The organism is Oleiphilus sp. HI0066, from assembly GCF_001635725.1.
The window spans coordinates 1-671 of record NZ_LWFH01000641.1 but is presented as its reverse complement, the minus strand read 5'-3'; the positions used below and the strand labels follow the sequence as shown (position 1 = coordinate 671).

The following is a 671-nucleotide window of genomic DNA, read 5'->3' as shown; positions in this document are numbered from 1 at the left end:
TTCATAGTTTTAGTCAGCCTACAACAAGTATTCGCTCGGCAGACTTAGTCCATTAAAAAAAGCATAGACACAATTTTGATATTCGCCCAATTTAAAAAATTTTTTTTTCAATCGCTTACCGAACTTTGTGATCTCGTACGAAAGAAGTCCAAAAAAGGCTCAAAACGAAAAGGGCAAAACACACAATCAGTGAACTAATCCAAAAAAGATTTGCGTAACCTGACTCTTCAACCAACGCAGCAATGACAAAAGCACCAACAAAGCCACCTAAACCAAATCCAAGACTGCTATATAAAGCTTGCGCCCTTCCTTGGTTCTTGGCGTGAAAATGCTCATGCACAAAACGGATAGAAACCGCATGCATAGCACCAAATGAAAAAGCATGAAGCAACTGTGCAATAACGAGCACAAGAACATACTCGCTTGCTCCAGCTATCATCGCCCATCGCAGTGCGCTAAATAAAAGAGCGATGCCCATAATCAGAGGCACTGCATGTTTACGATGCCAATGGTGCATAACAAAAAACAGCGCAACTTCGGCAATAACTCCCAAGGCCCAAAAAATACCAATGCTCAGCTTGTCATAACCGAGTTGCCCCATATACAAACTAAAGTAGGAGTAATAAGCCGCATGTGAAAACTGAAGCAAAAAGCAAATTACGAAAAATAAG

General features: G+C 40.7%; 1 protein-coding gene. It reads right to left on the bottom strand.

What is annotated here, in order from left to right; genetic code table 11:
- Positions 1–115 precede the first annotated feature (115 nt).
- The coding region (locus tag A3738_RS08175) for an MFS transporter (RefSeq protein ID WP_156504093.1) at positions 116–671 on the bottom strand (556 nt) is incomplete at its 5' end.